General features: G+C 68.2%; 22 protein-coding genes. 8 read left to right on the forward strand and 14 right to left on the reverse strand.

Going from position 1 to position 23,782, the window contains the following annotated elements; all coding sequences use genetic code 11:
* Window positions 1–7 precede the first annotated feature (7 nt).
* From AC5P66_RS15990 to AC5P66_RS16005, 4 genes are read right to left on the reverse strand one after another with little or no spacing between them, the layout of a single operon-like run.
* Entirely contained in the window at window positions 8–433 is a 426-nt protein-coding gene (locus tag AC5P66_RS15990) for a DoxX family protein (RefSeq protein ID WP_049413733.1), read from the reverse strand.
* A gap of 2 nt (window positions 434–435) precedes the next feature.
* Window positions 436–1,092: a hydrolase gene (locus AC5P66_RS15995; RefSeq protein ID WP_005417006.1), complete on the reverse strand. Its 657-nt coding sequence runs from the start codon at window positions 1,090–1,092 to the stop codon at window positions 436–438.
* A complete protein-coding gene (locus AC5P66_RS16000; RefSeq protein ID WP_053091543.1) occupies window positions 1,089–1,532 on the reverse strand; it encodes a helix-turn-helix transcriptional regulator in 444 nt (147 codons plus the stop codon). Before AC5P66_RS16000 ends, AC5P66_RS15995 begins: the two co-directional genes overlap by 4 nt.
* Before the next feature lie 50 nt (window positions 1,533–1,582).
* Window positions 1,583–1,915, reverse strand: a complete 333-nt coding sequence (locus AC5P66_RS16005) for a hypothetical protein (protein WP_049413729.1) — start codon at window positions 1,913–1,915, stop codon at window positions 1,583–1,585.
* Window positions 1,916–2,011: 96 nt separating this feature from the next.
* Between AC5P66_RS16005 and AC5P66_RS16010 the strand changes: the two genes are divergently transcribed.
* Both AC5P66_RS16010 and AC5P66_RS16015 read left to right on the forward strand, forming a co-directional pair.
* Window positions 2,012–5,041 carry a sensor histidine kinase gene (locus AC5P66_RS16010; protein ID WP_099495810.1) on the forward strand — a complete coding sequence of 1,010 codons (3,030 nt, stop codon included), beginning with the start codon at window positions 2,012–2,014 and terminating at the stop codon, window positions 5,039–5,041.
* A complete protein-coding gene (locus tag AC5P66_RS16015) occupies window positions 5,034–5,687 on the forward strand; it encodes a response regulator (RefSeq protein WP_049413726.1) in 654 nt (217 codons plus the stop codon). The genes AC5P66_RS16010 and AC5P66_RS16015 overlap by 8 nt, the downstream gene beginning before the upstream one ends.
* A gap of 381 nt (window positions 5,688–6,068) precedes the next feature.
* Here AC5P66_RS16015 and AC5P66_RS16020 read toward each other — a convergent pair whose 3' ends face one another.
* Window positions 6,069–7,262, reverse strand: a complete 1,194-nt coding sequence (locus tag AC5P66_RS16020) for an MFS transporter (RefSeq protein ID WP_099495808.1) — start codon at window positions 7,260–7,262, stop codon at window positions 6,069–6,071.
* A gap of 93 nt (window positions 7,263–7,355) precedes the next feature.
* On the opposite strand from AC5P66_RS16020, the gene AC5P66_RS16025 reads away from it, so the two are divergent.
* Window positions 7,356–8,285 carry a LysR family transcriptional regulator gene (locus AC5P66_RS16025; RefSeq protein WP_049414582.1) on the forward strand — a complete coding sequence of 310 codons (930 nt, stop codon included), beginning with the start codon at window positions 7,356–7,358 and terminating at the stop codon, window positions 8,283–8,285.
* Between the two features lie 93 nt (window positions 8,286–8,378).
* Here the strand turns inward: AC5P66_RS16025 and AC5P66_RS16030 are convergent, their stop codons facing one another.
* The gene (locus tag AC5P66_RS16030) at window positions 8,379–9,836 is read right to left on the reverse strand and encodes an amidohydrolase family protein (protein WP_099495833.1); all 1,458 of its coding nucleotides are present in this window, start codon (window positions 9,834–9,836) and stop codon (window positions 8,379–8,381) included.
* Between the two features lie 54 nt (window positions 9,837–9,890).
* Window positions 9,891–10,592, reverse strand: coding sequence for an ankyrin repeat domain-containing protein (locus AC5P66_RS16035; RefSeq protein ID WP_099495807.1), 702 nt, complete (start codon window positions 10,590–10,592; stop codon window positions 9,891–9,893).
* Between the two features lie 115 nt (window positions 10,593–10,707).
* Here AC5P66_RS16035 and AC5P66_RS16040 point away from each other — a divergent pair, with 115 nt between their 5' ends.
* Together AC5P66_RS16040 and AC5P66_RS16045 are read left to right on the forward strand one after the other, a co-directional pair.
* Window positions 10,708–11,589 (forward strand): LysR substrate-binding domain-containing protein, encoded by an 882-nt coding sequence (locus AC5P66_RS16040; RefSeq protein ID WP_049440171.1) that lies wholly within the window; start codon window positions 10,708–10,710, stop codon window positions 11,587–11,589.
* A gap of 131 nt (window positions 11,590–11,720) precedes the next feature.
* Window positions 11,721–12,158: a DUF3806 domain-containing protein gene (locus tag AC5P66_RS16045; protein WP_049440172.1), complete on the forward strand. Its 438-nt coding sequence runs from the start codon at window positions 11,721–11,723 to the stop codon at window positions 12,156–12,158.
* Window positions 12,159–12,207: 49 nt separating this feature from the next.
* On the opposite strand, the gene AC5P66_RS16050 is transcribed toward AC5P66_RS16045, so the two are convergent.
* Window positions 12,208–13,368, reverse strand: a complete 1,161-nt coding sequence (locus AC5P66_RS16050; protein WP_049440174.1) for an amidohydrolase family protein — start codon at window positions 13,366–13,368, stop codon at window positions 12,208–12,210.
* A gap of 182 nt (window positions 13,369–13,550) precedes the next feature.
* Here AC5P66_RS16050 and AC5P66_RS16055 point away from each other — a divergent pair, with 182 nt between their 5' ends.
* Window positions 13,551–14,195: a hypothetical protein gene (locus AC5P66_RS16055; protein WP_049414575.1), complete on the forward strand. Its 645-nt coding sequence runs from the start codon at window positions 13,551–13,553 to the stop codon at window positions 14,193–14,195.
* 79 nt (window positions 14,196–14,274) lie between these two features.
* On the opposite strand, the gene AC5P66_RS16060 is transcribed toward AC5P66_RS16055, so the two are convergent.
* A complete protein-coding gene (locus AC5P66_RS16060) occupies window positions 14,275–17,001 on the reverse strand; it encodes a TonB-dependent receptor plug domain-containing protein (protein WP_495216497.1) in 2,727 nt (908 codons plus the stop codon).
* A gap of 217 nt (window positions 17,002–17,218) precedes the next feature.
* Here AC5P66_RS16060 and AC5P66_RS16065 point away from each other — a divergent pair, with 217 nt between their 5' ends.
* Window positions 17,219–17,818, forward strand: a complete 600-nt coding sequence (locus AC5P66_RS16065) for a GNAT family N-acetyltransferase (RefSeq protein ID WP_414485893.1) — start codon at window positions 17,219–17,221, stop codon at window positions 17,816–17,818.
* Here AC5P66_RS16065 and AC5P66_RS16070 read toward each other — a convergent pair.
* On the reverse strand, window positions 17,815–18,591 hold the full coding sequence (locus tag AC5P66_RS16070; protein ID WP_049414569.1) for a CDP-diacylglycerol diphosphatase: 777 nt from the start codon (window positions 18,589–18,591) through the stop codon (window positions 17,815–17,817). The two genes, AC5P66_RS16065 and AC5P66_RS16070, sit on opposite strands and share 4 nt — an antisense overlap.
* Window positions 18,592–18,659: 68 nt before the next feature.
* On the reverse strand, window positions 18,660–19,319 hold the full coding sequence (locus AC5P66_RS16075; RefSeq protein ID WP_049414568.1) for a hypothetical protein: 660 nt from the start codon (window positions 19,317–19,319) through the stop codon (window positions 18,660–18,662).
* Between the two features lie 170 nt (window positions 19,320–19,489).
* Between AC5P66_RS16075 and AC5P66_RS16080 the strand changes: the two genes are divergently transcribed.
* Window positions 19,490–19,786, forward strand: a complete 297-nt coding sequence (locus tag AC5P66_RS16080) for a hypothetical protein (RefSeq protein WP_049414567.1) — start codon at window positions 19,490–19,492, stop codon at window positions 19,784–19,786.
* A 135-nt stretch (window positions 19,787–19,921) separates the two neighbouring features.
* Here AC5P66_RS16080 and AC5P66_RS16085 read toward each other — a convergent pair whose 3' ends face one another.
* The 3 genes from AC5P66_RS16085 to lldD form a co-directional block, all read right to left on the reverse strand.
* Complete coding sequence (locus AC5P66_RS16085) at window positions 19,922–20,806, reverse strand: hypothetical protein (RefSeq protein WP_049438369.1); 885 nt, start codon at window positions 20,804–20,806, stop codon at window positions 19,922–19,924.
* Between the two features lie 138 nt (window positions 20,807–20,944).
* Window positions 20,945–22,645 carry a D-lactate dehydrogenase gene (gene dld, locus AC5P66_RS16090; RefSeq protein ID WP_049438368.1) on the reverse strand — a complete coding sequence of 567 codons (1,701 nt, stop codon included), beginning with the start codon at window positions 22,643–22,645 and terminating at the stop codon, window positions 20,945–20,947.
* A complete protein-coding gene (gene lldD, locus AC5P66_RS16095) occupies window positions 22,642–23,781 on the reverse strand; it encodes an FMN-dependent L-lactate dehydrogenase LldD (RefSeq protein WP_049438367.1) in 1,140 nt (379 codons plus the stop codon). The genes dld and lldD overlap by 4 nt, the downstream gene beginning before the upstream one ends.
* Window position 23,782: the final 1 nt, after the last annotated feature.

The raw sequence follows: 23,782 nt of genomic DNA on the forward strand, positions 1-23,782 counted from the left end.
TCGTGACTCATGCGGATTCTCCCGGAAAGCGTTGGCCGTCCAGCGCCCAGGCGCCGGGGCCGGCCAGCGCGAGGGCCAGCAGCACCGTGGTCCACATCAACGGATACTCACTGCCGCCGCGCATCCAGAACCAGCCCTTGGGCAGGGCCAACAGCACGGTGAAGCCGATGAAGGCAGCCGCCGCAAGCGCGGCGATGCGGGTCTGCCACCCCAGCAGCACGGCCAGCCCGGACAACACCTGCAGCACGGCCAACAGCAATGGCAACGGTGCCACTGCCGGCAGCCCGAAACCGCGCAGCTCGGTGGCGAAGCCGGAAAGCCCCGGCCCCCCGAACCAGCCGAACAGCTTGCCCAGCGCGTGCGGCAGCAGGAAGCCTCCTGCCGCCACGCGCAGCATCAGCAGGGCCAGGTCGAGGCCATGGCCGGCAACCATGCTCAGTGCCCGCCTTCCTGCGCACCGAACATCCGCTTGGCGTACTGGATGCCGATGCCGTAGCCGCCGGCGTGGTCGCGCGCAATGCCGGTGGTCAGGTCGTAGGTTTCACCCCGTGCCCAGTCGCGCTGCAGTTCGAGCAGGTACTGCACGCTGGTCATCGGCACCGCGCCGGCCTGCACCATGCGGGTGATCGCACGCTCGTGCGCTTCCTCGCTGACATCGCCACAGGCATCGGTGATCACATACACCTCGAAGCCCTGCGCCAGCGCCGACAGCGCCGGGCCGACGATGCAGACACTGGTCCACAGGCCGGCGATGACCAGACGGCGCTTGCCGATGCGGTTGATCTCATCGATCACAGGCTGGTCTTCCCAGGTGTTCATCGAGGTGCGATCGAACACCGTCTGGCCAGGGAAGATCTGCGGCAGTTCCGGGAACATCGGCCCGGAGAACGATGCTTCGGCGACTGTGGTCAGCACGACCGGTACATTGAAGCCTTTGGCGCCCTTGCCGATCAGCGACACGTTGTTGCGCAGCGCGGAGATGTCGATGGTGTGAGTGGCGAACGCCATCTGCGACTGGAAGTCGATCAGCACCAGGGCGTGGTCAGTCGGCGACAGCAGCGCCGGGGCGGGAGTGGCGGTGGCAAGGCTCATGGGTGGACTCCGTTGGAAACACGATCAAGGGGATGCAACAGGGCGGCATCGCCGGCGACGTACTGGCCGGGGCTGCAGCCGGTCTCCGCGCGGAAGCTGCGGACGAAATGGCTCTGGTCGAAGAAGCCCAGCTGCTGGGCCAGGCAGGCCATCGGCAGCTGCGCGCCCGGCAGCAGCTGGCGCGCACGCTCGATGCGACGGCGGCGGACATAGCGCAGCGGGCTGGCGCCGGTACCGGCGCGGAACAGGCGTACCAGATGGAAGCGGCTGACGCAGGCGGCCGCCGCCAGCTCGGTCACCCGCAGCGGCTGCGACAGATGCTCATCGACATAGCGCAGGGCGCGCTGCAACGCGGCAGCCTGCTGCGGTGCCAGTGAAGCGGCGGGCGGATCAGGCGGGGAGATGGTGGCCATGCGGGACGCCGCGAAGGGGTGCCCCATGGTGCGTGACCCCTGCGTGACGCCCTACCCCCGTCGGTCGAGGCCAGCACCTACCCGAATGGGGGAGGCCGACGGCGGAGCAGGCGGCGCCCGAACAACCGCGCATCCAGTGAATAGGCGCCAGGGCCCAGCATCAACAGCGCCAATGGCAGCACCACCTGTGGCCACGGCGCCTGCTGCGCGAACATGCCCACGGCCGCCATCAGCGCCGCCAGCGGCGTCAACGCACCCAGCACGAGCATCGGCACTGCCAGCAGGCACAACGCCGACCACCCGCCCGCCTGCATGCCGGGCGTGACCAGTGCAGCGGACAGGCACAACCGCAACCACAGCAGGCCGATGCCCGGACCGCGGTCGGGGAACATCAGGAACAGGCGCTGCATGGCGGGGCTCCGGAGGGCATGCCGGCGTGATAGCCGACCCCGGCGCACGCCGCCTACCCCGTTCGGGTCACCCTGCACTGCCCCACACCTGCCAGAATGCGCGCCATGCGTGGCCGCCCCTTCCCGTTCCTGCGTCGCCTGCCGACGCTGCTGACGTGCCTGCTGCTGTTGACCTCCCTGCCCGCCTTTGCCGTGCAGCGCCCGCCGGTGAGCGGCGGGCTGCCCGATTACGAACACACCGCCTGGCGTGTCGGCCAGGGCGCACCAGGCGATATCTGGGACATTGCCCAGGACCGCGAGGGCCTGTTGTGGCTGGCTACCGGCTCGGGCCTGTACCGCTTCGATGGCCGTCGCTTCGAACGGCAGGCAGCGCCCGCCGGCAGCCAGTTCCCGTCCACCAACATGGTCACGCTGGCGCATGCCGCCGGCGGTGCGCTGTGGATCGGCTACTTCCAGGCCGGCATCAGCCAGTTCGCGCATGGGCAGCTGCGCAGCTACGGCCGCCAGCAGGGGGTGCCGGTCGGCGTCGTCCCACGCTTCAGCCAGGATCGCCAGGGCCAGCTCTGGGCGGCGATCAATGGCGGGCTGCGCCGCTTCGACGGACAACGCTGGCAGCCACTGCCGGCCGCTGCCGGCCTGCCCGAGCGCCGTGTGCAGTGGGTGCTGCACGACAGCCGGGGCAGGTTCTGGGTGCTGGCCGACCTGAAGATCTGGATGCGTGCGGCCGGCCAGACTGCGTTCGAGGACACCGGCATCGCGGTTTCGCAGATGGCGACGCTGGCCGAAAGCCCGCAGGGTGAAGTGTGGCTGGCCGACCGGGTGCGCGGCACCTCGCCGCTGGCCAACGCGCAGGGTCTGCTGGCAGACAGCGAACGTGAGGCGCGGCGGCTGCCGGAACTGGTTGCTGCGCGCCTGCAGTTCACTGCCGATGGCGCGCTGTGGGCCACGATGAGCCCGCACGGCGGCGTCGCCCGCATCACCTTCGACGGCACCCGGGCCGTGCGCATGGAACGCTTCGATTCGCCGCAAGGACTGACCGCCACATCAGCAGTGCCGATCATCGTCGATCGCGAAGGCAATCTCTGGATTGGCACCAATCTCGGCCTCAACCGCTTCCGCGCACGCAGCGTGCACACCCTGGCGGTGGGCCCAAGCGATCCGTACCGCGCGCTGGTGCGGGCCAGCGATGGCCACGTGTATGGCTATGGCGAAGACCTCAAGCCCTACGACCTGCGGCGCACCCTGCTGGATGGCAGCGCCACGCAGCTGCAGGCCGCCGCGCGCCAGGCACCCACGCCGATCTGGCAGTTCGACTGGGTCAACCTCGCGCGCACGGTCGCCGGCCACACCACGTTGATCCCGCTGCCGGCGCCGTTCACCGGGCAGCCGCTGCATGCCCTGTTGTTCCCCGATGACGGACAGGCCTGGGTCTGCACCGGCGAACGCGGGGTGCTGCACTACCAGCATGACCAGTGGCAACGTGAACTCCGCCTGCCCGAGCAGGCCTGCTCATCGCTGGCGCTGGATGCCGATGGCCAGCTGCTGCTCGGCTATGCCGATGGCCGCCTGCGCCGCCTCGGTGCGAATGGCACCGAGACCTTCGACGCCGGGGACGGCCTGTCGGTAGGGCCGGTGACCGCGATGCTGCACCACCGGGACCTTCTGCTGGTCGCCGGCGAAGCGGGGCTGGCGGCACGGCTGGGCAACGGCCGGTTCGTCCCGGTGCGCACCGACATGGCCGGTGTCCTGGAGGGCATCACCGGCATGGTCGCCGATGCCAATGGACACCTGTGGCTCAACGGCAGCCGTGGCCTGGTACGGATGGAAAGCGGGTTGCTGCGCCGTGCCCTGCGCACCGGCCTGCCGGTGACGCCACGCCTGTTCGACGCCATCGACGGCATGCCCGGCATCGCCCTGCAGAGCGGACCGATCTCCACCGCCGCCCTGGCCGACGACGGCCTGCTGTGGCTGGCCACCAACCAGGGCCTGGCCTGGCTGGACACCACCCGCTCGCACGTCAATACGATGGCTCCCAGCGTGCGCATCGGCGAGGTGCTGTATGGCAGCGAGCACGTGCCGCTACGCGATGGCCTGCGCCTCCCGGCCGGCACCAGCCAGCTGCAGATCGATTACGTGGCGCTGTCCTTGGCACGTCCGGAGCGCAACCGCTACCGCTACCGCCTGTCGGGCGTCGATGACGGCTGGCAGGACGCTGGCAGCAGCACGCGTGCGTATTACACCAACCTCGCGCCCGGCAGCTACCGGTTCGAGGTGGAAGCCGCCAACGAGGACGGCATCTGGAGCTCCGCACCGGCCAGCCGCAGCTTCCGCATCGCTCCCACCTTCATGCAGACCGTGTGGTTCAAGCTGCTGTGCACCGTCGCCGTCGTTGCACTGCTGGTGCTGGCGGTACGCATCCGCAGCGGGCAGCTGGCCGCACTGTTCCGCGCGCGCCTGCAGGAACGCAACGGCGAGCGCGAACGCATCGCGCGCGACCTGCACGACACCCTGCTGCAGGGTAGCCAGGGCCTGATCCTGCGCCTGCACGCGATCAGCCAGTCAGCGCAGACACCCGAGCCGGTGCGCAGCCAGCTTGAGTCAGCGATGCAGCTGGCCGAGCGCAACCTGGCCGAGGGTCGCGAACGGGTCAATGCGCTGCGCGAGGCGCCGTTCGCGGGCCGCGACCTCGCTTCGGCGCTGGCCGACGTGCACGCCGAATACGCCGGGCATGGCATCAATCCCCTGCGCCTGACCGTGGAAGGCGCGACGCCACCGCTGCAGGCCGACGCGGCCGAAGAGGTGTTCCTGATCGGGCGCGAGGCCATCCGCAATGCGTTGCGCCATGCCAATGCCAGTGCCATTGAAGTGGAACTGTCCTATGGCACGCGGTGTTTCCTGCTGCACGTGCGCGACGACGGCGCCGGCATTGCCGACGAGAACGCCGGCCACGGCCATTGGGGCCTGCAGGGCATGCGTGAGCGCGCCCAGCGCCTCGGCGCGGAACTGCAGCTGTGGACCCGCCCCGGGCTGGGTACCGAAGTCGCGCTGGCAGTTCCGGCCCGGCGGCTGTATCACCGCCGCCGATCACGTTGGCATTGGCCCTGGAGTAGAGAAAGCCATGACTGAGTCCCCTGCCCCGATCGGCGTACTGGTGGTCGACGACCACCCGCTGCTGCGTGATGGCCTGGCGGCACTGCTAGGCGCTCACGCCGACCTGCGCCTGCTCGGCGAGGCCGCCGATGGCGAGGAAGCCATCGCGCGCTACCAGCAGCTGCAACCTGACGTCGTGCTGATGGACCTGCAGATGCCCCGCCTGGATGGCGTGGAAGCCATCGTGCGGATCCGCGCGCTGGACCCACGCGCGCGCATCATCGTGCTGACCACTTACCGCGGTGACGTACGTGCGGTGCGGGCGCTGCAGGCCGGCGCCAGCGCTTACCTGCTGAAGGACATGCTGCGCCATGAACTGATCGACACCATCCGCATGGTCGCCGGCGGCCGGCGCGCACCGATTCCCCCGGCCGTGGCGGCCAGCATCGCCGCGCATGTAGTGGAAGATCGCTTGTCGCCCCGCGAGACCGAGGTACTGCGGCACGTGGCCGGAGGGCTGTCGAACAAGCGCATCGGCGAGCGCATGCAGATTTCCGAGCAGACGGTGAAGGCGCACATGAAAAGCCTGATGGACAAGCTCGGCGTGGGTGATCGCACGCATGCGGTAACCCAGGCGCTGCGGCGCGGCATCATCAGCCTGGACGACAGCGGTCACGATTAGGGGGTTGTTCGGCAGGGCCTGCAGCCCTGCACCCGCGGTAGTGCCGGCCGCTGGCCGGCAACCTCGGCAGCAACGGCAACAACAACAGCAACAGCCTGGATTCCGTGGGATGGCGGGGCGGTTTCGGAGTGCGGGGACGCTGCAAGTACGTCCCTGTAAGCTTGGCAGCCGCATCCATGCCGCGGACACCCCGCACTCCGACACCGCCCCACCTCTGACAGATTCCGATGGCGGTTGGTAGGTGTCGACCTTGTTCGACACTTCTGTCAGATATCGAAATCAATCAGGGGTCAGATCCGGTTTCCTTCGGAAAATGGATCTGACCCCGAGAGCGGTTCCAACAGACCGCAGGTGCAGCGCTGCAGGCCCTGCCAATCACCCCTACTTCAAACGCAGCAGCAGGCTGCTGCCCGCACACACCACCGCCAGCCAGGCCACGCCGTGCCACCCCCACTGCGCCAGCGCCAGGCTGCCCAGCGCACCACCGGCGGCCATGCCGATGAACATGCCGGTGAACAACAACGCATTGAGCCGGCTGCGTGCCGGTGGCACCAGGCCGTAGACCAGCGTCTGGTGCGCCACCAGCGCCGACTGGAAGCCGAAGTCGAACAGCAGCGCACTCACCACCAGCAGCGGCAGCAGCGCGGCGGCCGGCAACCAGGCTTCGGCCAGCAGCAGGCCGAAGCCCAGCAGCGCCACCGCGATCGCCAACCGCGCCACGGCATGGCAACCCAGGCGATCAGCGAAACGGCCGGCAAACGGCGCGGCCAACGCACCGGCCGCACCCGCAATACCAAACGCACCCGCCGCCGCACTGCCCAGCCCCAGGCGGGCATGCAGCATCAGCGCCAGTGTCGACCAGAACGCACTGAAGCCGACCGCCAGCAGCGACTGGCTGGCCACCGCACGGCGCAGCTGCGGCTGCTCACGCCACAACGCCAGCAATGAGCCCAGCAACGCCGGATAGCGCAGCGTGCTGGTCGGTGCAAAACGCGGCAGCGCACGCGCCATCACCGCGCCCATCGCCGCCACCGATACCGCCGCCAGCACGAACTGCGTGCGCCAACCCCACGCTTCAGCCACCACGCCACTGACCACACGCGACAACAGGATGCCGAGCAGCAGGCCGGTCATCACCCGGCCGACGATCTGGCCGCGCTGCGCATCCGGTGCCAGCACCGCAGCGGCGGGAACGATGTCCTGCGCCAGCGTTGCCATCAGCCCGACCAGCAGGCTGGCCATCAGCAGGCCCGGCAGGTGCCCAGCCATCGCGGCGGCGCCCAGTGCCAGCGCCAGCAGCGCGGACTTCAACAGGATCAGATGGCGGCGGTCGAAGCGATCGCCCAGCGGTGCCAGCAGCAGGATGCCCAGTGCGTAGCCGAGCTGGGTCAAGGTTGGCACCAGGCCGGCGGCGCGCTCACCGGCGCCAAGGTCCTGGGCGATCAGGCCCAGCATGGGCTGGCTGTAATACAGCGACGCGACCGAGAAGCCGGCACCGGCCGCCATCGCCAGCACCAATGGGGTGGAAGGTACGGTCGCCGGTGCGGCCGCAACAGACAGCGAGGGGGTAGACATGGGGGAGCCCGGTAGAGGAAGTGGGCGTATCCTGCCTGTATTCGCCAAGCGTCTGTAGTAGGCTCTGGCACATATATTTCATACGCCACACGCATGAATGACCTCGCCACCGGCGCTGATCGCCTGGATCTGCTGCGCACCTTCCTGCGCATTGTCGATGCCGGCAGCCTGTCTGCTGCGGCCCTGCAGCTGGGCACCACCCAGCCGACGGTCAGCCGACGCCTGCAGGCACTGGAGCGGCAGCTCGGCCTGCGCCTGCTGCAGCGCTCCACGCATGGCCTGCAACTGACCGAGGACGGCCTGCGCTGCCAGCGTCATGCGCAGCGCGTGGTCGACGAATGGGAGTCGCTGCAGGCCGAACTGAACGGCGAACCGGAAACGCTGCGCGGACGCCTGCGGGTGATGGTGCCGCACGCCTTTGGCCAGGCGCAGCTGCTGCCGACCATGCTCGGGTTCCTGGCCCAGCACCCACAGCTGAGCCTGGAGTGGATCCTGGAAGATCGGCGCCCGGATTTCATCGCCGAAGGTATCGACTGCGCGGTGCGGGTGGGTCCGGTCGACGAACCGCGCATGGTTGCACTGCCACTCGCAGAAGTGCCGCGCATCGTCGTGGCAGCGCCCTCGCTGGTGGACGCCACGGCGGTCAGTACGCCGGAACAGGCACAATCACTGCCGTGGATCTCGCTGGTCACCTACTACCGCGAACGCCTGCTGCTGCATGATGCGCAGGGCCGGGCGCATACGCTGTCAATCAGCCCACGCCTGCTCAGCGACAACCTGTTCGTGGTACAGCAGGCTGCACGCGCCGGGCTGGGCGCAGCGGTGGTCTCGGCCTGGCTGGTGGCCGACGACCTCGCACAAGGGCGGCTGGTGCAGCTGCTGCCGGACTGGCAGGCACCGGCACTGCCGGTACACGTGGTGTTCCCGGCCGCGCGCCAGCAACCGCCACGGTTGCGTGCCTTCATCGATGCGATGAAGGCCGCGTTGCCGCAACTGCACGGAATGCGGCCGGCGCCGCGCTAGGTCACCGGCCGCATCATCCACGCATGGCGTGGATTTCGTTCAAGACCACAGGGTCAGGGTGCTTCCCGTCGGGAAGGGATCCGACCCTGTCGATCATTGCCCCTTCGCAGCCTCGGCGTTCCACGCTGCGACCTTGGCCTTGGTCTCGGCCAGCATCTTGTCCAGCGCAGCGCGGTCATACACGTTGCCGCGCAGGATCACGCTGTCGATCTTCTCGGTGGCGGCGATGTCCTGCAGCGGGTTGGCGGTCAGCAGCACCAGGTCGGCGGCCTTGCCCTGCGTGACACCACCGTAACGGTCCATCTGGCCGAACCAGGCCGGGCCGGAACGGATCGCGGCCGACAGCGCCTGCGGCGCGCTCAGGCCCTCCTTCACGAACAGCTGCAGTTCCTGGTGCAGGGCGATGCCCGGGAAGTTGAACGAGTTGAGGAAGCCCGCATCGGTGCCGGCAATGATCGTCACGCCCGCCTCCTGCAGCAACGGCAGCACGGCCGCCACCTGATGGTACTGCGCGTGGCGCGCCTCGATCTGTGCCGGCGTCGCCTTCGCGGCGCGGTCCACGCGCCACTGGTAGGTCGCGCGCAGGCCCGGGCCGATGTAGGCCAGGTACGGATCGTTGGCGTGGTCATCCTGGTCAAGGAAATCGAGGATACGGCCACCGTTGAGGGTCGGGGTCACGAATACGCCGCGCTTGGCGAAATCGCGGTAGGCGCGCATCGCGGTGTCACGGTCGAAGCTGGCATCGAGGCGGCGGTTGGCTTCGGCGCGGTCGATGCGGCCGGCGCCGAAGTCGGCGGCGATCTTCGCTTCGTCCTTGCTGCCGGCCTTGAGTGCGTAGTCCAGATGCTCGATCGAGGCCAGGCCGGCATCGACCGCCTGCTCCACGGTCAGTGCCATCGGAATGTGGCCCGACGCCTTGAATCCGGCCTTGCGCGCGGCGCTGGCCGAATACAGGAACAGATCCGGGTTCAGCGTGCTGTCGGTGATCTTCACGAAATCGACCTTGTCGTGCTGCAGGCGGGTGATCGCCTTGTCGACGTCGGCCTCGCTGCCCACTTCGATCGTGCCCTTCCACACCGGCTTGATGCCTTCGATCTTCGCGCCGGAACTGAGCAGGCGCGGGCCGAACAGCGTGCCCCTGGCGATCTCGCCGCGCCACTGCAGCACCTGCTCGGGCAGATCGCCGGAGCAGTCACGCACGGTGGTGATGCCGTGCGCGATATACAGCGGCAGCAGTGCCTTGTTCTCTTCGATCAGCGCCGGGCCACCACCGAAGTGCACGTGCATGTCCCACAGCCCCGGGATCAGGTATTTGCCCTTGGCATCGATCTGGCGGGCCGCGCTCCACTGGCTGCGCAGCTGCGCGTCCGGGCCCACCGCAACGATGTCCTCGCCGCGGATCACCACGCTCTGCCCGGCCAGCGTGCTGGCGTGCTCGACGTCGACCACGGTGGCGTTACGGATCAGCAGGTCGGCGCGCTCGGCAGCAGATGCCGACAGCGGCGCCACCGCAAGGAGGATGGCAAGGGACAACGGACGGGAACGGAACATGATGGACAGCATCCTGATGGGCACGGCCAGCGTGCGGGTGGAAGGAGTAGCGGTTCAGCGCGCCGCGCCGTGCTGGCGCAGCAGGGTTTCAATGCCGGCATAGCCACGCTGGCGCGCGTGCGCCAGTGGCGTTACGCCATCGCCGTCGGCCAGCTCCGGGTCGGCACCGGCCTCCAGCAGCAGCTGCACGATCTGCACATGGCGTGTACCGCCATCGCCGAGCAGGATCGCTTCCAGCAGCGCGGTCCAGTGCAGGCGGTTGACATGGTCCACCGCCACACCTGCGCGCAGCAGCGTGCGCACGGTGGCGACATGGCCGCGCTCGGCGGCCGGAATCAACGCGGTGCCGCCATAGCGGTTGGTGCTGCGCAGATCGGCGCCGTGCGCCAGGGTCATCGCCAGGATCTCGTCCAGGCCGCGCGCGCCGGCATACAGGTAAGCACTGTCCTGCAGCGCATCCTTGGCATTGACGTCCGCCCCGGCCTCGATCAGTTCGCGCGCGGCATCCACGTTGTTGCCCTGCGTGGCCAGCAGCAGCGCCGTGCGGCCCTGGCCGTCACGCGCCTCCAGATCAGCACCATCGGCCAGTGCTCCGCGCACCGCCCCGGCGTCGCCGCGACTGGCGGCATCACGCAGGCGCGCGTCTGCGTCGGCCCTGGACGTAGCAGTGCAGGCAGGGGCGACCATGGCCAGCAGACACCACAGCAGCACGCGCGTGAACGGTGCAGGCCAGCCAGCGGGGCAATGGAAGCGCATCACGGTGTCTCCTTTTCTCCATCGCCGCAGGGCGATGGTCGCAGGGGTCGCGCATTGCCGACCCCTGCCCCGCATGGTAGAAGTCGGCCTGGGTATCCAGAAGTGAAATGTTCAAATGCAAGACAGTGCCAAATCGAATAGAACCCTGTTCGAACTGGACCTGCTGCGGGCGCTGGTGATGGTGGCCGACTGCGGCAGCTTCACCACGGCGGCCACGCGCCTGCATTCGACCCAGTCCACGGTCAGCCAGAAGGTGCGGCGGCTGGAGGAACTGGCCGGGCATCGCCTGCTCGAGCGCGGCCACCGCGATGTGCACCCCACCGACGCCGGCCACACCCTGCTCGGCTACGCGCGGCGCATGCTCGACCTGAACGAGGAAATGGCCCAGGCGCTGGCCGGCGCGATGGTGGAGACCGCGGTCCGCATCGGCGTACCCGAAGACTTCGTCAACCCGCAGACCACCCGCATGCTGGCCGCCTTCAGCCGCCGCCACCCGCAGGTGAAGCTGGAGATCAGCAGCGGCCTGAGCCGTGATCTGGCGCAGGGCTTCGACCACGGCGAGCTGGACCTGGTGCTGGTCAAGCAACGCCGCAACAGCCGCCAGGCGGTGCATTGCCGGCGCGAGCCGATGCACTGGATCGACAGCCTGCGCAGCAGCTGCCTGCAGCAGGACCCGCTGCCGCTGGTCACCTTCCCGCCGCGCGGGCTGTACCGCGACGAGATGATCCACGCCGTGGAAGCGCTGGGCCTGCGCTGGCGCATCGCCTTCACCAGTTCGTCGCTGAGCGGCATCCAGGGCGCGGTGGCCGATGGCATCGGCATCAGCCTGCTGCCGCGCCGCGCGGTCACGCGCGAGCACCGCATCATCGATGGCGAGCGTGGGCTGCCGGTGATCGACAACTACGAAATCGGCCTGCTGCATCGTGCCGATGCCGATGATGCGGTGCGGGCACTGGCCAGCGAGCTGTGGCGGCAGGTGCAGCGCGAACCGGACTGACCACGGTAGGTCCACGCCATGCGTGGATGCCTTTCGCGCATTGATCATCGATATCTGATCAATCTTGCCGCACGGCGGGCATCATCGCCTCGTAAAGTGCTCCTTGTTTCCGTGCTCCACGGCGCCTCGCCATGTCCGACGAAACCCCGACCCGCTTCGATCCCCTGCCCGCCGCCCTGCAGACGCACCTGCAGCACCAACGCTCGCTGATCGCCGCACGCGTGGCCGCCAGCTTCCCGACGTTGCCGGTGCAATGGCCGCTGGCCGCCAGCACATTGCAGCGCGTGGTCGATGCCGAACTGATCGATCGTGACGACTGCGGCGGCTGGGAAGCCCTGGGCGTCGCGTTCGGTGACACCCTGGCCCAGCGCGCGCCTGGCCTGGCCTGGATGCAGGTCACCGATGCCTGGGGCATCGATGCAGTGCTGCGCTACGCCGACAGCAGCCTGCAGATCGGCGCCGGCACCCTGCTGCTCAAGCGCGTGGAGCAGGGCGAGGTCATCGACATCGCCCATCTGCTGGCGTGGCTGGAAGAGTTCGTCGCCACCCGCGCAGACGATTACGCCTGAAAGGTCGCCGAGCATGGCTCGGCGCTACAGGGGGTCGCGCGGCCTGGATCTACAGCCAGCGGCCATCAACGACCACCTTGCGCTCCACCGGCACCCCGGCCACCGCCGCCGGGCCGTGGTCGGCGCGAACCGCCACGAACGTCGCCGGCAGGCCTTCGGCAATGCCATGCTGCGGCAGGCCGATCACCTGCGCGGCATGGGTGGTGACCATGTCCAGCGCCAGCATCAGGTCGGCGTCGGTGTAGAACCCGGAACGGTAGCCCAGCAGCATCGCCCGCTGCAGCAGGTCGCCGTTGCCGTACGGCCACCAGCAGTCGCGGATGTTGTCATTGCCGGCGAACACGCGCACGCTCGCATCATGCAGTGCGCGCAAAGGCGGAAATGGATGATCACCCGGGGCATTGCTCATGATCGCCACGCCCGCCGTCGCCAGCGCCTCGCCCACCTGCAACGCGCGCGCCAGCGGCACGTCGCCCAGCGAGTAGGCATGACTGACCGCCACCCGCCCCTGCAGGCCAGCGGCCCGGGTCCGCGCGGCAATGCGCAGCAGCTGCGCCAGTCCGGTCTCGCCGGGCTCGTGCAGGTGGATGTCCAGGCCCACGCCATAGCGCTCGGCCAGGCCGAACAGCAGTGCCAGCTGGCCTTCAGCATCGCCATCCAGCGTGGTCGGGTCGATGCCGCCGAGCACCTCCACGCCCGCGGAAAGCGCCTGTTCCAGTACGGCGGCGGTACCCGGACAGGACATCACCCCGGCCTGCGGGAACGCCACCAGCTGGATGCGCATGAGGTCGGCACAGCGCCGCGCCGCTTCGCGGACCGCCTCGAGATGGCGCAGGCCGGTGCTGCCATCCACATCCACGTGGCAGCGCATCGCCACGGTGCCGAAGCGGCTGCACTGGCGGATCAATGCCTCGGCACGGTCCACCATCGGCGCGGCACCCGCTACCGCGGCCTTCTCCACCGCCAGCCGCTCACGCAGGCTGTTCACCGGCTGATGCGGGTGCCAGCGGTCGCCGACAAAACTCTTGTCCAGATGGATGTGGCCGTCGACCAGCCCGGGCAGGACCGCGAAGCCCTGCAGGTCGACGCATTCTGCCCCGTCGGCCGGCGAGGCCTCGCCATTGAGGCCACTGATGCGGCCGCCACGGATATGGAAATGCAGTGGCGCGCCGTAGCGGTCTACACCGCCATGGACGAACTGGAGGGTCATTGGGGACTCCGGGAAAGCCAAGAATGGCGCCAGCGTGCGCCTCCGCAAAACCATCGGCCAACGAAATATCTGGATGCCAGATATTCATCAGACCGATGATCGCCCTGCCACGATCGCTCGCAGCCACGCCGTGCACACGCCTGAACGGGTACCATAGGCGCCTGTTTCCGTTGTGATGCCGCATGGGCCCGTCCGACCGCCACGATCGCCTCCGCCGCTGGCAGGCCGCGTCCCTGCTCGCTGCTGCCCCGATCGCCAGCCTGTCCGCCACCGATGCGGCCGCTACCGCGCCGCCGCAGGCACCGCCTGGCCAACAGCGCATCGCATCGGCTGCCCTGGTCGAGCGGTTGCACCAGCGCGTGCTGTCCGGGCAGAGCGCCACCGCCACCCTGGAACACTGGTGCGCCGAACACGGCCTGGCCGAACAGGCGCGGGTGCGCGCGGTGCGTGTGCACGGCCAGGACAAGCCTGCCCCCGCCGACGTGCTGCAGGCGCTGGGCGCAACGCAACCGGGCACCGCCCTGCGCTACCGCCGGGTACAGCTGGTCTGTGGCAGCCGCGTCCTCTCCGAGGCCGACAACTGGTACCTGCCGGACCATCTCAGCCCGGCCATGAACCAGGTGCTGGACAGCACCGACGAACCCTTTGGCCGCGTGGTCGGCCCGCTCGGCTTCCAGCGCCAGACACTGGCCGACCAGACGTTCTGGCCACCGCGTGGCCAAGGCGACCACGGCGTGGTCCTGGAAGTGCGCGCGCTGCTACGCGATCGCCAGCAGCAGCCCTTCAGCTACGTCATCGAGTCGTACCTGCAACAGGCGCTGCCCTAGGCGACCGGCGCGCGCCATCACCGCGGTGTCTCGACAGCAGAAGGCCCGGCATTGCCAGGCCTTCTGTCTGCCTGCCGGATCAGCGGAACCGATAGTCCAGCTGTACCCAGTATTGGCGGCCATAGGGGTCGTAGTTGCCGACCGGGTAGAACGGCCAGCCGCCACCGTTCCTGTCCGCCGGCGGGCGGCTGTCACGCAGGTTGTTGACGATCACGCCCACCGACAGGTTCTCGCCGAACTGGCGGAACACGCTGGCGTTGTAGGTCATGTACGGCGCGATGCGGCCACTGCCATCGGTCTTCGGCAGTGAACCGAAACGATTGCCGTACAGCGTGGTGGTCCAGTCTCCCTGGTTCCAGGTGATGCTGCCATTGGCCTTGCTGCGCCACTGGTAATCATCCAGCGAATTGCGGATGTCACGCTCCGGATCATCGGCGAACTGCCGGTACGTGTGCTCCAGCACCACGGTGTAGGCCAGGCGCGTGGTGAAGCGGCCATAGCGGCCGGCATCGAAACGCCAGTTGCCCTTCAGGTCCAGGCCGCGCACCGATTCGGAGGCCGCGTTGATCGGGTTGATCAGCACGCGGGTTACCTGGTCCGGCTGCACCGTGGCATTTGACGGGTTGCGGATCACCCGCGACAGCGCGTCCTGGCACAGCGGTGAACCGATATCGCGCGCTTCGCCACCCAGCGTGCGGCCCAGGCGGCAATCGGCTTCATCACGCAGGATGCGGCTGGTGTCGAGGCTGGTGACCTCGTTGTCGATGCGGATGTCGTAGTAGTCAGCACTGAAGTCCAGCCCGGACAGCGGCGACCAGACCACGCCGAAACCATAGGACTTGGCGGTTTCCGGCTGCAGCTGTGCGTTGGCACGGTTGCTGTAGTCGATCGACAGGCCGTTGTAGTCGCAGTTGTCGTACGACTGGCCTGCGGTGCGGCAGCGCCAGTAGTCGGTCATGCCCGGGTTGTAGCCGCGGGTCTCGGTCGCGAACACATAGTTCATGTCCGGCGCACGGAAGCTGGTCGCGGCAGAGCCGCGGATCAACAGGCTCTCGATCGGGCGGAACTCGACGCCGAAGCTCCAGGTCGCCTTGCCGATGTGCTCGCCGCCTGCGCGGTACTGGTCGTAGCGGCCGGCCAGCGTGGTGGTCAGCGATTGCAGCAACGGCAACTGCAGTTCAACGCCGGCCGCATAGCGGTCACGATCACCGCCGGCACCGATACCGGCGCTGGTGTTCCAGAACTCGCCGGTGCCCAGCCGCGGGTCCGGGCGGTTGCGGTAACCCTGGCTGCCGGCCTCGACCACTGCCGCCAGCGCAGCATCGCCGCCCGGCAGTGCGAACAGGCGGCCATTGACACTGGCGCTGAAGGTCTGCAGCCACGCCGCGTTGCGGCTTTCCTGGTAGCCGGACAGGCCCTCGTACTCGTTCGGAGTCAAAGGCTTGAACAGGCGCGCCGGGTCCGGCGCATAGACCTCCACGCCATTGCGCACGCCCAGCTTCGGGCCCAGCAGGTACTCGTTGATGCCGGCCAGCAGCACCGGGCGACGGGTGCGGTTCTCGTAGCGCGAACGGCTGTAGACCGCCTCGTAGTCCCAGCCGCTGTCGCCGATCTGGCCGCGTGCGCCCACGTTGAACGACCACGAGTTTTCCAGGAACCGGTTGGCATTGCGCGGCAGGCCACCGATTTCTTCCGGCGCGAAGCGGCGGTACCAGCTCTCCAGGTTCCCGCTGTTCTGGTTGTAGAAGTAGTTGCGTGACGACGTCCAGGTCGGCGCGCGCGTGTTGTTGTAGATGCGCGCGCTGCCCACGGCGACATCGGCGAACAGGTCGGTGGTCTCGTTGAGGTGGAAGGTCGCCAGGCCATAGCCGTTGAGGTTTCGCTTCTCGGTCTGCACCGTCCAGTAGCTGGCCGCGGCCTCGTTGCTGCCGCAGTACCAGCCCAGGCGCGGGTTGCTGGCACGGAACACGCTGCCGCCATAAATGTCCGACGCTGCGTCGCAGCCGCTCACGCCCGGATCGATGTTGCGGCCGGTGGCGGCGTTGCGACGGTAGGCGATCGCCGTTGCCTGCGGCGCCTTGCCGGCCGGATCATCGTCCAGCGAATCCATGAAGTCGCGTTGGCGCGCGTGGATCACCTTGCGCACATCGAACTCGAAGCCGAACAGCGCATCCCAACGCTCGCCGGAACTGCCGCCCACCACCTGCGCGCGCTGGTTGTCACCCCCGCCCTGCTGGGTGCCGCCGGCGCGCACGTTGACGTCCACGCCTTCAAAACGGTCCTTGAGGATGATGTTGACCACACCGGCAATGGCGTCGGACCCGTACACCGCCGACGCACCGGCAGCCAGCACTTCGATGCGCTCGATCAGGGCGCTGGGAATGTTGGCCAGGTTGACCACGTTCACCGAGCCCTCGTAGGCCAGCGGGTAGTCGGCCTGGCGGCGGCCGTTGACCAGCACCAGCGTGCGGTTCGGACCCAGTCCGCGCAGGTTGATGGTGTTGGCGGCCGGGGTGAAGGTATTGCCGAAGTCCTCGCCCTGCACGTTGCCGGTGTTCTCGGTCAACGCACTGAGCGCGTCGAAGGCATTGCGGTAGCCCTGCGCGTCAATCTGCTCGCGGCTGATCACCGTTACCGGCGACGGCCCTTCGACGCTGGCACGCGGAATGCGCGAACCGGTGACCTTCACTTCCTGCAATGTGGTGGGTGCGCTTTCCTGCGCGAAGGCCGGCAGCGAGACCAGCATCAGGGACGACAGCGCGAGCACCAGCGGACGCGGGCGCAACGCCTTGTGGGAGGCGGACATGGGCTTCCTGGGGGAGTGGGCGGGTGGTACGGGGGAGCCGTGGCCTGTGCGGCACATAACGATCCCGTAACGAAAGTGTCCTGAATGGGTGGTTTCAACGGAAATGACCAGCCCTGATGGGCTTATGCCTGAACCGAATCAGAAGGACCCACGGCACCGCCACACTTTTGCAATGAATTGCATGGTCTGGCGCTTTTCGGATACGCATCGTGCATGGATGACCAACCGCGCCACCTACACCCACCTCGCCCCGCTGCGCCCCGTCCTTCGCCGCCACCTGCTGCACCTACAGGCAACGCCCATCACCCTGCGTTCGTTCCAGCGCACCGATCTGCCGCGCTGGCGCACCTTCGACGACCGTCGCCAGCGCGGCCAACGGCCGTCCTACGGCATTGATGAAGAGGCCCGCTTCCTCGCCAGCGTCCATCGTTCACGCCTACAGGAAGACAACGATCTGCTGGTACTGGGGGTGTTCGACGACGCGCAGGGCATCCTGCACGACCAGCTGCATGTCCGCCTGCAGTCGCTGCATTCGCGCTGCGCAGAACTGCAGTCGCTGCAGCACCGCAACGCGCATCCACAGGCCACGCTGCGCGCGCTGTGCCCGTTCCTGTTCGACAATGTCGGCCTGCATCGCATCTTCGTCCTACTGCCGCCGGGTTGCACCACCCCTTTCGCCCAGGCACTGCAGGCCCACGGCTTCATGCGCGAAGGCATCCTGCGCGACTACCACCTGGACGCCGAGGGATGGCATGACCGCCAGCTGCTGGCGCTTACCGCGCCGGCGTGGCGCAGCAATCTGCAGCGGATCGGCTAGCGCACCCGCTCCAGTGCCGCACCCGCGCCGGTCAGCACCGTGCAGGCATGGTCCTGCAGTTCTTCGCCGCTGGCATCGTTGCCGCTGGCGGCATCCACGCGGGTGGCCAGCAGGATGAAGCCGGGGCCGCCCTGCACGTCATCGCGTCCGGCCACCACCAGGCTCCATTGGCCCACATCGCCCACGCCGCTCAGGCCATAGGCCAACAGGTTGAGCGGATTGGCGGTCATTTCTGCACCGGGCAACAGATAGGCCTGGTACTGATGCCCGCGCAGAAGCACCGGCAACGGTGACCAGCGTGGCCCCAGGGTGCCGGCGTGTGCATCCAGGGCCTGCAACACGTCCGTGCGCAGGCAATCGACATGGATATGCAACTGGTGCTGCGACCGTCCGTGCGGTGAGTTCAGCGCCAGGCTGGCCACGTTGCGCGGCAATGGCTGTCCCAGGGCCTGTTCGGTGTGCGCGCGCGCCTGCCAGGCGGCCGCGAAATAGTTGGGCGCCCCACGCTGGTAAAGACCGCGGCTCTCGATGCCACTTACCTTGTCCAGCGGCATCAGCAGGAACTGGTAGTCACCGTGTGCATCCTTGACCAGCACGTCACGGCGGCCGGCCGCCGTCTCCACCCGCAGGCAGCTGCCGCGCGGGCCGTCAGCTGCCTGGCAGTCACGCTCGATCAGGCGCCACAGTGCATCGGAATGGGCGGGCGGCGGAGGCGCGCTCGCACAGGCGGACAACAGCAGCAGGGGCGACAGCAGCAACGGGCGCAGGGACACGGCGGCGACTCACGGAACAGGCACGGCAGGCGGCGCCGCGCTGCATTCTAGCCAGCGCGGCGCTGCAATCAGTAGGTGCCGAACGGCACTTCAACCACGATCGGGGCCACGCCCTCGCCCGCCTGCAAGGTGTAGCGGTCCAGTGCGCCATCATCTTCGGCGTGCGGCTGGCGCTGGAAATGCAGGGAATAGCGGTCATCCCCCAGGCGCACGGCACTGCCATCGGCCTCCAGCGCGGCACCTTCGGGAATCAGCAGCCCACCCAGGTCGCTGTAGGCCCCCGGCACATCGGTGAAACCATAGTCGGCCAGTTCATCCACGCGCTGCATCGCATAGACATGCGGCAGGTAGGGACGTGCCGGGCTGCGGCCATTGCTGAGGTCGGTCACCCAGGCCTGTGGCAGGTGGTATTGCTCGCGCAGTGCGGCCACGCCCAGCGACGGGCTGGCCACCTGCAGGCAGCACACCGCGCGCTTGCCCTCACGATCGACAATGGCGAATCGATCGCCGCGGGTGGCGGCCTGCGGCAGCATCGCGAACGCCAGGTTGCGCTGGGCGGGTGCGTAGCCTGCCTCGGTCTGCAGGTTGCGCCAGGCACCGAACACCGGCGCTTCCGCAGCGGCGTCCGGCGCCGGCTCGATGGCAGAGGCGGCAAACGCCACGCCCAGCACCGACACTGCCAGTATCCTTCTCGCCCTGCGCTTGTCGCGCAAACTGCCTGCCGTCATAGCGTATCCAACATCTGCACCGGAATGGCCCGGCCTGCCCGCTGGCGTGCTGCCAGCCACCCCTGCCACTATGCAATGGCCACGCTGTGCCGGCAATGACCGGGGTGCTGACGCCTTTCGCGCGACGGGTGCTATCGTTCCGCCCATCTTCCCCGCGCAGGAGCGCTCGCATGTCCGCCTTCCGTCTGTCCCTGTTACTGCCTGCGTCGGCCCTGCTGCTGTCGGCCTGCGTCAGCACTCCTGGCCCGCAGGTCAAGGGTACCGGCCACTGCGATGCCAGCCAGCTGGGCTGGGCGATCGGCCAGCCGGCCAACGAACCCAACATCCGCCGCCTGTCCAGCGAGAGCGGCGCCGGCCTGGTCAACCCGATCGGCCCCAGCACCATCACCACCAAGGACATCCGCCAGGACCGCCTGCGCGTGTTCGTGGACAAGGACAACATCATCACTTCCACGCGCTGCGAGTAGGCGCTGCAGAGCCGAGCCCACGCTCGGCTGCGCTTCCGTGACAGCCGAGCCCACGCTCGGCTGCGCTTCCGTGACAGCCGAGCGCAGGCTCGGCTCTACAGAAAACGCGAGTCGAGCATGGCTCGACGCTACAGCTCAGGGCTCGGTATAGCCGGCGCAGTCCGGCAGCGCCTGGTCGGGGCGGAACACCCCATCACTGAAGCGGAACAGCCGCGTGTAGCTGCACGCCGGGTCCTGCTCGGTGCGCAGATCCTTCTTCTTCAGCGGCCCCTTGGCCAGTGAATCCTCGAAACGTGAAACGCCGGCCGGGAACCGGGTCGCCACCGTCTGGTAGCGCAGCACCGGCATGCCCTGGGCAGCCGTGTCCAGCGCCAGCTTCGCCGAGAAGCCGTACTCGTCGTGGCAGGCGCCTGCGCGCTGCTTGCTGTCCTGCTCGCTGAAACAGGCTCGGATCATCGCATTGCCCAGCCATGGCACGGTCAGCACGTCGTCGTCCACCTGGATGTCGTCCTGCAGGTGGCGCACGCGTGCCAACTGCAGCGTGGACGCGTCGGCACCTCCACCGGAGTACATGGTGCTGAACTTGACGATGCCGCCCACCAGCACATTCTGGTGGGCGCGCTGCTGCGGGTCGGTCACCGCTTCATCGCTGCCCACGCCCGGCGCCAGCCGCACGATCCACGGCCACAGTGACAGGTCGGCTTCCTGCGGCACGTCGATGCTGACGTGGTAGGTGTGTGGCTTGCCCTGGCCCTGCACCTTCTCAAGCACTTCCAGCACGCTCGGCCGGTCACCCTCCTCGGCAACCGGCTGCACGCGCACGCACCAGGTGCCGTCCCGCGTGCAGTCATAAAGCCCCGAAGGTCCGGTCTCATTCGCGATCAGCACCTGTCCCAGCGGCTCCATCACGTTGCCGGCCGCGTCGCGCTGCTGCGGCAGGATAGAAGACTGGGCCAGCACCAGCAGCGGGGTCGCCAGCAGTGCAGCGCACAGGGCGGCGCGGACGGAAATGGAATGCATGGGTGGCTCCTGTGGCTGGGGTTCCGATGGTAACCGCTGCCCGGGCGACGTCGAACTGCTCGACTTGGCTTTTGTAGCGCCAAACCCTGCTCGACTGCTTGCCATCCGACATCAGGCGAGCGCCGGCCCGGCTCTGCATCATCCGCAGTCGCAGTTCCCCCAGCCCTTGGCCTTTGACGTCTGGCCGATACCGGGATTGAACGTATTGCTCGGGTCCAGCTGCCGGTAGAAATCCGCCAGCGCCGGCTTGGCCGGGTACAGGTGGCCGACATTGTGCTCGGCCGGATACTCGGCACCACGCTGGTCCAGCAATGCCCACATCGCATGCTCGATCGCCATCGGGTCTTCACCCTTGCGCGCGATGTAGTCCTGGTGGAACACGTGGCACAGGAAGTGCCCGTAATACAGCTTGTGCAGCAGGCGGGCGTCGATATCGGGTGGCAACTGCTCGAACCAATCCGCATCGTCGCGGCGCAATGCGATATCCAGCGCGACGATGTCCTGCACCTGCTCACGATGCACTTCGCGATAGCGGACTGCCGCACCGGCCACCGCGAAGCGATGCAGGAACGCCTTGCGCCCCTCCTCGGCCGTGCAGTGGAAATAGCCGCCTTCGTGCCCGGCGAAGAACCCGCGCAGCCAGGTTTCGGTCGCCGCCGCGTCCTGCGCGGAAACCTTCAGCAACAGGTGATGCTCATAGCGTTGCCGGAACTCGCCCATGCGCTTGGGCAGGTGCGAGGGCAGCAGGCCGGTCAGCACCTGCATCACCCGGTCGGTCACCCCGCGCAGGCCCAGCCGTTCGAACCAGCCATCGATGCGGCTCTTCAGCGCGAACGCCGCGGGCACACGGGAGGTACCGAGTCGATCGATCAGCAGGAAGCTGTCCTTGCCGTAGCGCTCGCCGACGTCATAGGCATCGCGGTGGATGTACTCACCGGCAATCGGCAGGCGCTCGAAGCCGGTCAGCAGCTGGCGACGGATCGCGGTGAGGCTGTCGGTGCGGTTGCTGCCGATATAGAAGACCTCGGCAGCCTCCTTCTCGAAGGTGTCCAGGCGCACCGCGAACACCGCCAGCTTGCCCGCGGACCCGGCCGCCTCGAAGTGGCGGCTGGGATCCGCATTGAAACGCGCCGGGGTATCGGCGTCGACCTTGCGCACTTCGTCGGCGTAGCGCGGATCGGAAGCCGCACGGCCGTCGCCATCGCCCACGTCGGCGGCCGTGTAGTCACCGGCCTGCAGGCGCTGCAGGATCTGCTCGGGCGTATCACCCAGCGCGATGCCCAGATGGTTGACCAGCTGCAACTGGCCCTGCGCATCGACCTGCGCATACAACGCCAGCTCGGTGTAGGCCGGGCCACGTCGCACCAGCGCGCCACCGGAGTTGTTGCAGATGCCGCCCAGCACCGAGGCTCCGATGCAGGACGAGCCGATCACCGAATGCGGTTCGCGACCCAGCGGAGCCAGCGTCTGCTCCAGGCGGTCCAGCGTGGCGCCGGGCAGGCACAGCACCTGGCGGCCTTCGTTCAACAACTGGATGCCGGTCAGGCGCAGCGTGCTGACCAGCACGACCGGCCGGCCATAGTCATCGCCATCCGGGGTCGAGCCGCCGGTCAGGCCGGTATTGGCCGCCTGCAGGATGATCGCCGCCCCACCCTGCACCGCCGCCTGCAGCACGCGCCACAGTTCCAGCAGCGTACCCGGGCGCACCACCGCCAGCACTGGGCCATCGCCGAAGCGGTAGCCGCGACGGAAGCGCCGCGTGGCCTTGTCGCCGGTCAGTACATGGCGATTGCCGACCGCATCGCGCAACTGTGCCAGCACGGCGTCGTAGCCGCTCATAGCAGGCTGACCAGCGAATCGCGGCCGATGTCGGCGATGCGGCGCGCACCGGTCAGGGTCATCGCCACGCGCATTTCCTTGCCGATCAGGTCCAGCAGGTTGGCCACGCCGACCTCGCCCTGCGCGGCCAGCGCATAGATGAAGGCGCGGCCCAGCAGCACGGCATCGGCCCCCAGTGCCAGCATGCGCACCACGTCCAGGCCGGTGCGGATGCCGGAATCGGCGAGGATCTTCAGGTCGCCCTGCACCGCATCGGCGATGGCCGGCAACGCACGTGCGGTGGACAGCACGCCGTCCAGCTGGCGGCCACCGTGATTGGAGACCACGATGCCATCGGCACCGAACTTCACCGCATCACGCGCGTCATCCGGGTCGAGGATGCCCTTGATCACCATCGGGCCCTTCCAGAATTCGCGGATCCACTCCAGGTCCTTCCACGAAATGGAGGGATCGAAGTTGCTGCCCAGCCAACCGATGTAATCCTCCAGCCCGGTGGGGTTGCCGCGGTAGGTGGAGATGTTGCCCAGGTCATGCGGGCGGCCGAACAGGCCCACGTCCCACGCCCAGTGCGGATGGGTGATGGCCTGGCCGATACGGCGCAGCGAGGCATTCGGGCCGCTCATGCCCGAGTGTGCATCGCGGTAGCGCGCGCCCGGCACCGGCATGTCCACGGTGAATACCAGCGTGGTCACGCCTGCGGCCTGCGCCCGCTCCAGCGCGTTGCGCATGAAGCCGCGGTCGCGCAGCACATACAACTGGAACCACATCGGCCGCTGGATGGCCGGTGCCACTTCCTCGATCGGGCACACCGACACCGTGGACAGGGTGAATGGAATGCCACGGCCGTCGGCCGCGCGCGCCGCCTGTACTTCACCGCGCCGCGCATACATGCCGGTCAGGCCGACCGGCGCCAGCGCCACCGGCATCGCCAGTTTCTCACCGAACAGCTCGGTTTCCAGGCTCAGGTCGGACATGTTGCGCAGGATGCGCTGGCGCAGCGCGATGTCGGACAGGTCGGAAACGTTGCGCTTCAGCGTGTGCTCGGCATACGCGCCGCCATCGATGTAGTGGAACAGGAACGGCGGCAGCCGGCGTTCGGCAGCAGCACGGTAATCGGTGGAGGCGGAGATGATCATG

Source organism: Stenotrophomonas sp. YJH_SMC_122 (genome assembly GCF_059369535.1).

Excerpts from the sequence above, each read along its gene's own strand:
- AC5P66_RS16080 (WP_049414567.1), top strand. The coding sequence starts at position 19,490 with ATGTCCGCCTTCCGTCTGTCCCTGTTACTGCCTGCGTCGGCCCTGCTG.
- AC5P66_RS16035 (WP_099495807.1), bottom strand. The coding sequence starts at position 10,592 with ATGCGCTTCCATTGCCCCGCTGGCTGGCCTGCACCGTTCACGCGCGTG.
- AC5P66_RS16000 (WP_053091543.1), bottom strand. The coding sequence starts at position 1,532 with ATGGGGCACCCCTTCGCGGCGTCCCGCATGGCCACCATCTCCCCGCCT.
- dld (WP_049438368.1), bottom strand. The coding sequence starts at position 22,645 with ATGAGCGGCTACGACGCCGTGCTGGCACAGTTGCGCGATGCGGTCGGC.
- AC5P66_RS16030 (WP_099495833.1), bottom strand. The coding sequence starts at position 9,836 with ATGTTCCGTTCCCGTCCGTTGTCCCTTGCCATCCTCCTTGCGGTGGCG.
- AC5P66_RS16020 (WP_099495808.1), bottom strand. The coding sequence starts at position 7,262 with ATGTCTACCCCCTCGCTGTCTGTTGCGGCCGCACCGGCGACCGTACCT.
- AC5P66_RS16040 (WP_049440171.1), top strand. The coding sequence starts at position 10,708 with ATGCAAGACAGTGCCAAATCGAATAGAACCCTGTTCGAACTGGACCTG.
- AC5P66_RS16050 (WP_049440174.1), bottom strand. The coding sequence starts at position 13,368 with ATGACCCTCCAGTTCGTCCATGGCGGTGTAGACCGCTACGGCGCGCCA.
- AC5P66_RS16085 (WP_049438369.1), bottom strand. The coding sequence starts at position 20,806 with ATGCATTCCATTTCCGTCCGCGCCGCCCTGTGCGCTGCACTGCTGGCG.
- AC5P66_RS16075 (WP_049414568.1), bottom strand. The coding sequence starts at position 19,319 with ATGACGGCAGGCAGTTTGCGCGACAAGCGCAGGGCGAGAAGGATACTG.
- AC5P66_RS15990 (WP_049413733.1), bottom strand. The coding sequence starts at position 433 with ATGGTTGCCGGCCATGGCCTCGACCTGGCCCTGCTGATGCTGCGCGTG.
- AC5P66_RS16025 (WP_049414582.1), top strand. The coding sequence starts at position 7,356 with ATGAATGACCTCGCCACCGGCGCTGATCGCCTGGATCTGCTGCGCACC.
- AC5P66_RS16015 (WP_049413726.1), top strand. The coding sequence starts at position 5,034 with ATGACTGAGTCCCCTGCCCCGATCGGCGTACTGGTGGTCGACGACCAC.
- AC5P66_RS16060 (WP_495216497.1), bottom strand. The coding sequence starts at position 17,001 with ATGTCCGCCTCCCACAAGGCGTTGCGCCCGCGTCCGCTGGTGCTCGCG.
- AC5P66_RS16005 (WP_049413729.1), bottom strand. The coding sequence starts at position 1,915 with ATGCAGCGCCTGTTCCTGATGTTCCCCGACCGCGGTCCGGGCATCGGC.
- AC5P66_RS16065 (WP_414485893.1), top strand. The coding sequence starts at position 17,219 with ATGACCAACCGCGCCACCTACACCCACCTCGCCCCGCTGCGCCCCGTC.
- lldD (WP_049438367.1), bottom strand. The coding sequence starts at position 23,781 with ATGATCATCTCCGCCTCCACCGATTACCGTGCTGCTGCCGAACGCCGG.
- AC5P66_RS16045 (WP_049440172.1), top strand. The coding sequence starts at position 11,721 with ATGTCCGACGAAACCCCGACCCGCTTCGATCCCCTGCCCGCCGCCCTG.
- AC5P66_RS15995 (WP_005417006.1), bottom strand. The coding sequence starts at position 1,092 with ATGAGCCTTGCCACCGCCACTCCCGCCCCGGCGCTGCTGTCGCCGACT.
- AC5P66_RS16055 (WP_049414575.1), top strand. The coding sequence starts at position 13,551 with ATGGGCCCGTCCGACCGCCACGATCGCCTCCGCCGCTGGCAGGCCGCG.
- AC5P66_RS16010 (WP_099495810.1), top strand. The coding sequence starts at position 2,012 with ATGCGCGCCATGCGTGGCCGCCCCTTCCCGTTCCTGCGTCGCCTGCCG.